7 protein-coding genes are annotated in these 11,602 nt (G+C 57.2%); 3 read left to right on the top strand and 4 right to left on the bottom strand.

Going from position 1 to position 11,602, the window contains the following annotated elements; all coding sequences use genetic code 11:
- Positions 1 to 754 precede the first annotated feature (754 nt).
- From ACWTU9_RS30625 to ACWTU9_RS30615, 3 genes are all read right to left on the bottom strand, one after another.
- On the bottom strand, positions 755 to 1,054 hold the full coding sequence (locus tag ACWTU9_RS30625; protein WP_455861578.1) for a hypothetical protein: 300 nt from the start codon (positions 1,052 to 1,054) through the stop codon (positions 755 to 757).
- 450 nt (positions 1,055 to 1,504) lie between these two features.
- Positions 1,505 to 3,382, bottom strand: a complete 1,878-nt coding sequence (locus tag ACWTU9_RS30620; RefSeq protein WP_455861577.1) for an IucA/IucC family protein — start codon at positions 3,380 to 3,382, stop codon at positions 1,505 to 1,507.
- Positions 3,383 to 4,294: 912 nt separating this feature from the next.
- Positions 4,295 to 5,023: an SDR family NAD(P)-dependent oxidoreductase gene (locus tag ACWTU9_RS30615; protein ID WP_455861576.1), complete on the bottom strand. Its 729-nt coding sequence runs from the start codon at positions 5,021 to 5,023 to the stop codon at positions 4,295 to 4,297.
- A 1,789-nt stretch (positions 5,024 to 6,812) separates the two neighbouring features.
- Here ACWTU9_RS30615 and ACWTU9_RS30610 point away from each other — a divergent pair.
- The gene (locus ACWTU9_RS30610; protein WP_455861575.1) at positions 6,813 to 8,066 is read left to right on the top strand and encodes an ATP-grasp domain-containing protein; all 1,254 of its coding nucleotides are present in this window, start codon (positions 6,813 to 6,815) and stop codon (positions 8,064 to 8,066) included.
- A 1,109-nt stretch (positions 8,067 to 9,175) separates the two neighbouring features.
- Here ACWTU9_RS30610 and ACWTU9_RS30605 read toward each other — a convergent pair.
- Positions 9,176 to 9,757, bottom strand: coding sequence for a GNAT family N-acetyltransferase (locus tag ACWTU9_RS30605; RefSeq protein WP_455861574.1), 582 nt, complete (start codon positions 9,755 to 9,757; stop codon positions 9,176 to 9,178).
- 208 nt (positions 9,758 to 9,965) lie between these two features.
- Between ACWTU9_RS30605 and ACWTU9_RS30600 the strand changes: the two genes are divergently transcribed.
- The gene (locus ACWTU9_RS30600) at positions 9,966 to 10,163 is read left to right on the top strand and encodes a hypothetical protein (protein ID WP_455861573.1); all 198 of its coding nucleotides are present in this window, start codon (positions 9,966 to 9,968) and stop codon (positions 10,161 to 10,163) included.
- 774 nt (positions 10,164 to 10,937) lie between these two features.
- A complete protein-coding gene (locus ACWTU9_RS30595) occupies positions 10,938 to 11,378 on the top strand; it encodes a DUF2267 domain-containing protein (RefSeq protein ID WP_455861572.1) in 441 nt (146 codons plus the stop codon).
- Positions 11,379 to 11,602: the final 224 nt, after the last annotated feature.

The raw sequence follows: 11,602 nt of genomic DNA, 5'->3' as shown, positions 1-11,602 counted from the left end.
TACGAATTCGGGCTCGACGTTCTCTTGAATCGCGAAGGCATGGCTCCTCGATCTGGCTCTTTGGATGGCCTTTGATTATGGCCTCGAGGGTTTGGCAAGCTAGGCGGGGAGGCACTGACGCGGATGAGCTTGCATGTGGCCACGACGGATTAGAGCCGTGCCCAATTTTCGGCCACTCGTGGCCGAATGGCGTTTTCGACCGGTCTCAAGTTCGAGCCGGCCGCCGTGCAGGAAGCGGGTGAGCCCTCCACAATGAGCGAGTCCATAGCGGATGTCGGCAGCCACTCGAGCCGGATGAGATCATCGACTGTTGCTTTTCAACATGGGTTCAGGGGCGCCGATTCGGCGCGGAACAACCTAGTCGAGGGACTTGAGCACTTGAGGCGGATGCGCCGGCACTGTGCCTCGCTGGCGCAGAGCGCCGCGATCCGGTGTATCGCAGCTTCGGCGATCGGGGACTTGGTGTTGCGTGCCATATTCGCAAATCATCGGCGCAGGTGGCTCCAGCAATGGACGAGCAACCACGATGTTGTGGCCGCTCCAGGCGTCCGCGGGTCAAAGCCCTCAGAGGCGTCAACCTGCAGGAATTATCCGCCGAAGCGTTGAAGGAGCCGTTCGGCATGCTCGCCGCCGCCCCGAGCACATAGTGGAACAGCACGATAGGCGGGCCCTGGCCACCTAGCCGCCGCCAAGCGATTGCCCCAGAAGAGGCCCGTCTTGATCTTCCGGGCGTCCGGCCGTGGCGGCGCCGTGTCTAATCTATGAACAGGCGCTCTGCTGCAGCCAGACGCCCGTGCATGTGGTCGGCTATTGCTTGGGATAGAAAAAGGCCAGACCTGCCCAGCTGTACAGTGCCGCCCGATTCAGCTGGATGCGGCATGCACATCACCCTCGCGAACCAGCGGCCAGACGAACTTTGAGCCCTCGAGCCGCTTGTGAACGAGCACAAGGCAGGTGTGATCCCACACCAAATCTTGGTCCTGTCAGCCGTTTCCCGGAAGACGAAGGCTGCCCCACAGTATGGGTCGAGGTCTAGCATGTCCTGCACAGCCAATGCGAATCCGTCGATGCTGCGCCGGAAGTCAACCGGTCGGGTCGCCGCATAGATCTTCAGATCGGCGCGCGGTGCAATCGTCGCGAGGCCGAACCGCTCGGATCACGATAACTGCTCGAGGTCAACCGCCGTTCGGATCACCAGTCGATCACAAAATTCCATTTTCGCCGTTGGACCGTCCACAACCTCGAGCGCTGTTGGGAAGTCCAAATGAGCGTTCCATTTTGCTGTCTGTTCCCTCGTAGCCTCTCCCCTCACTCGCGATCAGGGTTCTTCACACATTCACCTCATGCGCTGCCGAGGAGATCGGCGTGGCGCTTACGATTCGCCCTCGAGTAGGCGCGGCAGCACGGCGCCTAATGAGGAACTCCTGGCGAAGGGGGGCGCTATAAGGCCTTTACGAATGCAGACTGTGCGACAAAGCACCGGGAAGCGCACTAGAGGCTTATCTCATTCCGATCCAGCCAGTGGATTGGGCAGCTGATGCTTCAACCCACCCTTGCGATAGCGCTCCAGATGCATCTGGAGCACCGAGCGGGTGGGCCATGGATTCTCAAGAAAAGCCTTGCGTTCCTCCAGCCAAAACGCGTCCGACAACATGCGCGGCCTGAGGGCGTCAAACGTTGCCTCAGCTTCTTCCCGCAGGATGCGCCAAAGGCTCGTGCCCTTAAGCGTATACTGTTCGGTGAGGCACAGTGCCATCTCATGAAGATGACAGATGAAGCAAGCGTCGATGAGGAATGAGCGGACGAGATTGATGTCGTCATCGGATGTGGAGGGTACGACCTCCTCGCTACTGAAAAGCTGCAGGCGGTGCCCTCGTTCCTCGAACAACCGCACAAAAATTGGTCCGTCGCCGAAATCACGGATCAACAACTTTCGCGGGCGGCCGATTTCATCGAAAAGGATGATACTGTTTTGCTGATGCGCCTCAAAGGCGATGCCGTATAGCAGATACATTGCGAGCGTCGGCCGAATGACGGTGCGTGCATAGGCCTGGAAAAACGCAGACACCATAGCGTCGCTTTCATCGCCGCTTCTGGCGACCAATTCGCAAACGAGCGGGCGACTATCAATCGGGCTTGTCGTCAACAGTGCAGCTGCTGTAACGGGGAAAAGTCCGTCATTACGTGCTAAAGCGTCAACATTACGATAAACAACTGAAAGAAAGCGGCCCGGTTGCTCGTCGCCCGTGTCGGGGTGATGCAATATTGCGCCCAGCTCTTCGGGGAAGATCTCCAGTTTCTCGAGAAGTTCCTTTTCTTGTGACAGGATATCAGAAATCAGAGTGCTTAGACGCGGCCCCATGTGAATCGACTTGGCCTGCAGTGTACGTTGTTCGCTCGTCATCCAGATCGCCACAGGCAGCTTGATGAACGGCCTCGGTTCCTGTTCGAACGGCATCATCGTGCGGAATGACATAGAAGGCAGTGTCAGGACCTCCGGGCCGTTCGGATCGAAAACGCCGGATGCTACCTCGGACGCAAATTCACGGCGCACGAAATTCTCAAGGTGCCAGCTATGGACAGGCATGGGAAGCCAGTCCTCGGGCGACTTTCCACGGGAATTCAGGCCTTTGGCCCAGTCGCGCCAGAGGTCGGGGAACTTTTCTGAGAACCATTCCGAGTAGCTGCCGATATGGGTCATCTTCTCCACATAAACCCATTCCTTGCGCAGCCCGGTAATGCGGACGCGCACATGAGCACCGAATTCGGGCGACAACGCAGTCACGTCCTTAGGCGTTAGGCCGGGCTTGGCCTTCCATGTCGGATAGAAAGGGTGACCTTCCAATGCGCCCCACTGGTCGAGAGTCGTGGCTGCTAAGTGCGTCGGCAGGCTCTTAGCGAGGTAGGCAAGAAACCCTTGCGCGCCTGATTCAGCGACCCGCTCGCGCAGCGTGGCGCTCCAGTGCTCCCGGTGGCGACGCGCAAGGACGTCGTTGCGCACGCTATTATCGACATCACGCAAAAAACTTTCCACTCCGTCCGATATAGACGAATTCTCCACGCCGCGCGCGACCTGCCTCATAAGAGTGGAGGGATCACCGATCGGGTGCCGGGCACCGGTTCCGTCCAGAACTTCGATGGGTCCACGATTTTGCAATGTTCCGGCAGGTGCACGACGCAAGTCGGTGAAATGCAAGACTTGGCGTGACAACCAAAGCGGGAGCCAGGCTTGATGCCCATCGCACGACCACAACAATCTATCTCGTTCCAGAAGACCCTCCGCGAACAAGCAGCGTACTAACCGATTGAGCGCATTGCGCGATGCATTCTCCCAAAGTTGCGCGTTGTGCGCCTGAGTTTCGCCATTTGCCGCAGAAGGCATTCTCGGTTCCATTAGGTTTCCTTTGGCCAGGTGCTTGCCAGATACGCGTGGCACTTTATGCCACCCGCCCGCAGGCAGCTTCTGCTGCCTCGCTACAAGGAAGGTTCAAAAGTCGTGCCAATTGGGCAGAAGGAGTCTCAGAAGCAATGTTCTGCATATTAATCAAATGCTTTGAATGAGAGTGCATCAGCAACAAAGCCGAGCCACGCGTCATGGACCCGACAAAACCCACAGTCGGAGGCTCGTTCCCTTTTCGCAGAGCTAGTGAGAGATTTCGTCTGCGGATGAAATAGAAATGCCGCCAATCAGCGAATTGGGCTTTCAAATGTTTGGTTGCGGTTTCGATAACGTCAATCCGGCGTGGATCGGGCCCCTTTAACTGGAGATAGCTAGTCGGGTCGGTCCACGCAATGGCCTGCCACACGCCTCGTTTGGCTAGGAGCCCAGCGCACTCAGCGATTTCGCATGTTCCGTCCACAGTCCCCCAAAGCTGGTCGAACATTCCGCCATCTCTCACCGGGGCCCGAAGCTGGTGCCGTGTCCCAGACTCAACGAAGTAGGCGCGATCTTGCGAGCGATTACCACTTGGCTCTCCAGGGCGATCGCTTCGACCGACGCACGCCCCAGGCGTTCAGCCTCGACTATTTCTGCGTCCGGTGCAGGAGCAATCGGCTTCAGGCGCGAGACACCGTCGTTGATGTCTGCGGGCTATTATTCCCTGACCTCGCTCAGAAACTGGGAGCCCACCCGAGCGGCCGTACTGGAGGAACCGAAGAATCTGATCCCCGAGGTCGCGGCGGAGGCGATTAATTTAGCGGCGGTCGCGAGACTGTCTCGAAGCCGGGCGGTCCTGCTGGCGCAAGAATGGCGCTCCATGCCCCCGTTCCGAGGCCCTTCGGAAGAGGACTTACTTCACGGAAGACTTAACTTGGCAGTGCGGCCACCATCCACGACAAAGATCTGGCCAGTGACGAATGCAGCCTCGTCGGATGCAATCCATGCGACAATAGCCGCGACTTCCTCAACACGGCCCGTTCGACCTAACGGGTGAATGACCCCGAGCCGCCCCCGCGCCTGCTCGGTCAATGCGGCGACGAAATTGACGTTGAGATCCGTGTCGATCCAGCCGGGAGCCACACCGTTGCAACGCACCCCGTCTGGCCCGCCATCGACCGCCACGGCACGCGTCAGCCCATGCAGTCCTGCCTTCGAGGCACAGTAGGCCGCGTGCCCGGGGTTAGATGCCAAACCCTCTATGGAGCCGATGTTGATGATGGAGCCGCGGCTTTTGCGAAGATGAGGCATGGCGCGACGGATCAGCAAAAATGGAGCATCAAGATTGAGTGCCATTGTGAGTCGCCAGTCGTCCAGCGCCGTCTCGTCAATCTTCGCTTCGACCATGCGACCGGCGTTGTTGACCAGGATATCGAGCCGGCCGGCCTGTTGAACGACCTCGTCAATAATCACGGCCGGAATGTCGGGGTCGCAAAGGTCCGCCACCATCGTTTCGACACGGCCAGCCTCATCAAGTTGAACCGCAAAGACCCTGGCTCCCTCGCCGGCAAGCCTGTCGGCGATTGCCGCTCCAATGCCACTACTTGCGCCGGTCACCAAGGCAACTTTCCCCGCGAAGCGCGTCATGCGATAGCCCTTCCGCCATTCACCTCAACAGGCGCGCCGCACAAACAACGCGCGGCATCGGTCGCCAAGCGCGCGATAACATTCGCGATATCTTCGCGCGCACTGCGACCAAGTGGGACCGAGTCGCCAAGGTCTGCCATCGCAGTATTCTGAACGAGCCCTCGTAGGGCAAAACCTGTGCCTAGCGGCGGCGTTTCGACCTCGTTGCGGCAGTCTAGGTTAGATCGGACACATTCCTGCGTAGGGTCGTGGTCCATCGACTGCGTCGGCGAGGCGAGCCCCGCTTTGAGCGCGGAAATAGCCCTCGTCCTGAGCGACCGCAAGAGGGAGATTAGCGCTTCAGCCACCTGAGGCTCCGACCCCTTGTAGCCCGGCGCCTCGAGCGCGCGGTACGCGCTACGAAGGATATGTGGTTCAATACGCCCTGGCCGCTCTGTGGGCCGGAACTGACGGCCATGCGCAACCCACGCCATCGCTTTGGCTGCGCCCGGCGCGCTACTCGATTCCAAAGGCAACGTTAATATCGCCTGAAGGCTCAATCTGAATCGTGGTACGAGCATCTGTACGGAACCCCTTTTCCTGTTGCCTGCCCGAGGCTCCGCTGCGCCATTATCAACTTGATCCGGTTCAAATGCGTCGCGCACAAGCTTCTCCAAACCGCCCGTTGGAGGCGAAAATCCCCACGGCGGGTGCCCCGGCGGTAGGAATCCGCAAGCATCATTGATCCGGTGGCGGGTGGCGGTTCCGCCTCTGCACTTCAATGGACCATGTTCCGCCCCCTGGCAGTCGCACGCCGACAATAAAACAACTGGCTTAAGAAGACGTCTGGCAACGGCCAATGTACCACCCGGTTGAGCGCGTAGCGCGCCTGAGCCAGGTTGCCGCGGGAACCATCCTCTCGTCCGACAAGTAGTGCGTGGCATATCCTCGAAACACTTTCAGCTACTCGCCTAGGGCAGCTTCTGCAGCCTCGCTAAACCCGGTCCAAAAGTCGTGCCAACCTTATGAGAAGCAGCATCAGGAACGGTCTCGCAATGTTTTCAGTTACTTAGATGAGAGCGCATCAGAAGCCAACCCGAACGTGTGTCACGGACTCGCCAAAACAGTGGCGTGGGTCACCTGCGATCCACCGGCTTGTCACCCATCCGGCAAACAGCCATCTTAGGGCCGTAGGTGCAAACATCGCGCGATCGGAAGCCGTGACAGTCGGCTAAGCAAGGCGCTCGTTAGCGGCGCGCGATTCCTCAGGATGCCTAAATCGATTGCGAGGAAAAGCGTATGACTGGCAGCGTATCAGAGGATACTCGACTCTAACGATTCCGATCAGAGGAGCCTGCGAGCGCTAGCATAGTTTCGAGTTTTCTGGACGTGGCCTATGCGGAGAGCGGACCGGAGAGACTGGAGTCACCAGGCCCGAGGGTCCTAATAAACATCCAGCCCTGCGGCCGGAACGTTCGCTCGCCAATCTTGGGATGCGACCCAACGGATCGCACTCAATACTACAATTCCGAACCGGGCGGCCGCCTGGCGTGCTTCAACGCGCGGACCGAAGCCCCTGGCTCGACCCTTGCCATCATCCACCTCATCAAAGTGAACGTTGAATCTCAGGCAAGACCATCTGTAGGTCACAATGGATTCATCAACGCTGGATCATTTGGACTGTAAGTTTTACACGAGATTTCACAAAAGCTTAACGACTGAAGGTCGCTGACAGTGGTATATCACGCCAACTCTAAGTCACTCACCGCAGACAGACTTCCCGGGTCCCGCACCATACGGAGAAAGACAGATGGTAACAAGGGCGCTAATCCTGCTTGAAGGCCATGGAAGCAATGGTCCGCTTTATGTCAAAGCGGCGCAGCATCTCGGCCTTCATCCAATTACACTGTCGTCTGATCCGACTCAGTACGAATATCTTTTAGCGGCAGGCATCCAGGCTATTCGTGTTGATACAGATAACCTTGATGCGCTGATCCGCGAATGCTCCCGCCTGCGTGCTACTTATCACATTGCTGGTATCACCGGATTTGCAGGCGACGACGAGTCGGTCTCTGTGACTGTTGGTAAGCTCTGCCGGCACTTCGATCTACCGGGGCCGAACCCCAGCGCGACTGAACGGTGTTGCGATAAATACGTTCAACGTCAGATCCTCGCGGACGCTGGTGTTTCAGTACCTGTTTATCGATTGGCAGCGAACGCGACGGAGGTTGAAGCCTGTGCTGTGGAGATCGGCTTCCCTGTAATTCTGAAGCCTTCGGAAGGCAGTGGCAGCATCGGCGTTAGTTTGTGCCGCAACGCCGAGGAACTTGCTGAACAGACCACCTTTCTATTGGAAAAGCAAGCGTGGCGGACCGCGCCGAGGATATTGGTCGAAGAGTTCGTACAGGGCCCACACTACTGTGCCAACATAATGGGAAATGAGGTCATTGCGATTGCCATGGCTGAGTTTGGCCCACCACCTCATTTCGTCTTCCGTGAATACATTTTTCCCGCTCCGCTTGATGATGACGCACATAAGCGAATCGCCGATCTATCGCTGATCTGTTTGCGAGCTCTCAACCTTTGCTGGGGGCCAACGAACATTGAATTCCGGTGGACAAAGCGTGGCCCAGTGGTCATTGAAGTCAATCCGCGTATGGCGGGTGGTGATCCTAAACTGATTCAGCTGGGTTACGGTGTAGATCTCATTACCGAGCACCTCAAGCTAGTCATTGGCGAGGACTGGGATTTGCGCAAAGGGGATTCGCAGACCGTCGTCTTACGCTCCTTACTTCCAGATCGCGATGGCATCCTGGATTGGATCGACGGCAGCAGCCGAGCCGCTGCGGTCGCAGGTGTGGTCGAGGTCAAATTTACTGTCCAGCCTAAGACACTGATCGTTAGAAGAGGCGATTACCGAGACCGGATCGGCTATGTCATCGCCGCGTCACCCAGCCGTGCTCGGACCGAGGCGATACTTGCGCGTGCTGTCGACTTGATCAGTTGGTCGATCACACCATTTCAGCCCGCTGGTGGAGGGGAACAACCTGTAGCCCCTTTCTAATGACGTGAGAATTCGACATCCTGCCGACAATGTGGATGTTCCTTTTCGCCTGGTTTAGCAACTTGGCTTCATAGCGGTGCTGCTTGTGTTGGGGTCGCGCAGGCTGGCAAGTTCCCGCGGTAAAGGAGCATACACTCGCTCTACAGATACAGAGTGAATCAGCTCTTTCCTTGTGCAGACCAAAAAGTAGCCTGGCGGTTGGATCTGATTTCATCGGCGAAGCGTATAAGCGCTTTCCATGACAGTCGTGTTCGGCCATTGACGAGAGGTCGCTTGGATCGAGGCTAGAGATTCGCGGTAGACCATTTATTTTTAAAGCTACTAAGGCGCGACTGCCGCCGGCTTGGTCTCCTTCACGGAGGCCACCAAGCACGACTTTCTCCTTGCGGGAGATATTGAGGCCTCCTTTGTCAGTCGCCCGAATACGCCAGCATTGTGGCCACGATCGCCGGAAGCGGCTCGACCTGCGATCTGTCTTGTTCGGCATCGTCTCAATCGCTGGATTTTCCAGTCGGGTTAACACAAATCACCGGCAATGCTTCGGCGCGAAGAGTATCTAAAGCCAGGCCGCCAGAGAGTAGGCTTCGAGCCCGATGCGTTCCAATGGCAGATCGACTTTGCGCAGGTCTCATAAAGCGCCTGCGGCTCGCTCGCCGTCCGCCTTCCTTCACAACGCGGCCGCTCTCGTGAACAACGCAAATAGCGGTTTCTTCCAAAGACAAGTCCAGTCCGGCAAAAGAAGACCTCAGGGCTGCTCCTTCCTGATGCTTGTGGCGATCTAAATGGACCACGTTCTCACATCACGAGAGGAGCAGCCGCCCTCATTTCTGCTCGGGGGCCGACCCCGATCACCCCATCTGTTGAAAGTTGACCTGCGAGCGATGAAGTCTGGTTCATCGCCGCTGTGGAAACAGATTTACCATTTAATGGGGCCGTCGGGTTGGATTTCAGCCCAGCCGCCGCCCCTGCGGTGCGTCCATTTCACTGCTTCGCCGAGAGAGGGGCGACAGATTGCCGTCGCCTGCGCCTAATACGGCGCAGCCGAAGGTGCGCTGCAATTTGCTGTGATCTGGATGAACCGGGCGTTCTCGACGCCCGGACCATGCCGTTCAGCGCGTCGGATCCTCGGGAAGCTGGTCAACCCTGATCGGGCGACTTGGTGACGACGCTTGGGAAAAATAGTCCTCCCGGGCAAGTTCGTAGTATTTGACGGTTTCTCCAAAATAGAATCTGTCGTCAACATAGCGAAACCCTAGCTTCTTAGCCGCCTTCTGTGATCTGGCGTTGTCCTTCCCAATGAAAGCGACAATCTTTTCTTTAGTCGAGTTTTGTAGGGCGTGTGTTATTGTAAAGCGTGCGGCCTCAGGCCCCAGACCTCGCCCCGTCCTATTTTGGAAAAAAGCATACGCAAATTCCAGATTATTAGTTTCCTCGTAGTCGCGCAGGCCACAGCGACCGATGAAAATCGGCACATCATCGACCTGTTCGTAGACCATCCAGTCGCCGAAGCCGTTCTTGCGCCACTGAGCCAAAAACCAATCAAGCCACTTATGCACATCCTCATTGCTCTGCGGCACATTCCTGAAGATTGCCTTCTGAACCAAGGGATCATTGTGCAGCTTGAATAACTCCGCCTCGTGATCGGATCGCGCGGAGGTTAGTATCAAACGTTCGGTTTGATATGCGGTCATCGGTATTTCTCCAGATCTGGCGAGAAGCTGGTTGTCGCATCGGTAGATGCCCAAGGACTTCTCGAAGCGGCCGAAAACGGTATTAGTCCGTAGAGAGGATCCGGCTCGCCTACACTGCCAGCCGAGAACCCTCCCTCCCGCCCCGGGCGCCCATTGCAGCGCCGGCCGCGTTCCAATCCAGCATGATTGCTTCGGGAGCGGCTGCTGGATGCCCATCTTCGGGGTGATCTATCAGATCAGGGTGGTTCACATCTCGATCAGCACCGATGCAAATACCTGCCATGGCTTGGCAAATCCGGGCAACACTTTCTGTCATGCACCAGGGCAGCTCCTGCTGCCTCGTCAGAACGGTTCAAAAGTCGTGCCAACCGAACAGAAGCAGCATCAGAAACAATTTCCCTCTTAGTCAAGGGGTTAGATGAGAGTGCATCAGCGGCTGAGCCGAACGCCATTATGTCACAGAAACGACAAAACCAACTCTGGACGTGGGAGCCCGACGTTTTGCTGGGGAGATTAGGCAGAATTCCTCCGTCACATTGCCGGACATTCTACCAACAATCGGGCAGCACTAGTGCGTCACGCGCCGTGGAGGCAGAGTTCGGATTCCACGCCTACCAACGGAAGGCGAGCGAGTCCTTCAGGGGCCGAGCTGCTGCGCGACAATTCGGGTGGGAGGTCCGCGATGATTTCTGGACCAGAATCCCAATTTCGAAGATGCGGCCTTGAATGTTGCGCTATACCGAGCACTTCCATCCAGCCTGCTGCCAGCAGTTTGCCGCTTCTCCTTGTAACAAAACTTTCCGATAACTTTACATGATCTTTGCGTCCGCACGGTACTGAAAATGCTAAGTCATCGTCAAGTGTGAACACTGCGCGGCAAAAACGTCCTCATTTTGATCGAAGGTAATCCAACGGGGGTACCGGACTCCTCTACGTCAAGCGGACCAGCGGCTTGCTCATCATCCAATTACCTTGCCGGGTGCCCAGCTGAGGAAGGCCTTCGAAGCAAGCCGCGTCGATACACCCGATAGACTCGGCAATCAGTCTGCGATGAGCCGTCCACATGCGATTTCTTCGAATTTGACGCACGTCAACAAGATTTCTGCCCGAACGGCATAGCACGAGTGTCCCGGGTAGAGACAATCAAGCGAACCGCTTTTTATCGGCGCGGGAGTACCCTATGCCAACCAGATACCCGACTTTTGATCACGCCGTAGAGGAGGCGAATATCTGGCTCAGGGCCACTGCCGAACAGCTTGATTTGAACAACCAGGGCCATGCATATACCGCATTGCGGGCGACGCTGCATGCCCTGCGCGACCGCCTGCCTCCTGAAAGCGTAGTCGGCTTCAGCGCGCAGCTACCAATGTTGATTCGCGGGGTTTACTTCGAGGGCTGGAGACTCGCGGGAAAGCCGGTACGCGATCAAACGGTCAACGCATTCTGCGCCCATATTGCTTTCGAGTTGCCGGCGAATTTCCCCATGGAAGCTCGCCTCGTCGCGTGTGGCATCTTCGAGGTAATTTTCAAGCGGCTGGATCCGGGCGAGGTGGCACAAACCATCGACCACTTACCGGTGCCACTCAGAGATCTGTGGCCAGAGCTTGCGCGCCGCGGTTAGGAACATACCACCGAGATCGAGGCGAAAAGTCGCGCCCATTGGCGTAAATGTTATGGGGCGACGAGGGTGTGCCATGTATCGGCGCTGTTAACCAACTCTTTCCCGCCACGTCACAGTCTTTTGGCGCAAGCCGCCCCTTACCTCGGCCGAACTGGAGGTCCTGTCCTGGCGTCGCCACAACCCACCGTACTCGCCAGTCGAGCTCATGTAATATTCACCCGGTT

The organism is Mesorhizobium sp. 128a (genome assembly GCF_053848025.1).
Note: the sequence above shows the minus strand (reverse complement) of the source record. Positions and strands in the feature narration are given on the sequence as shown.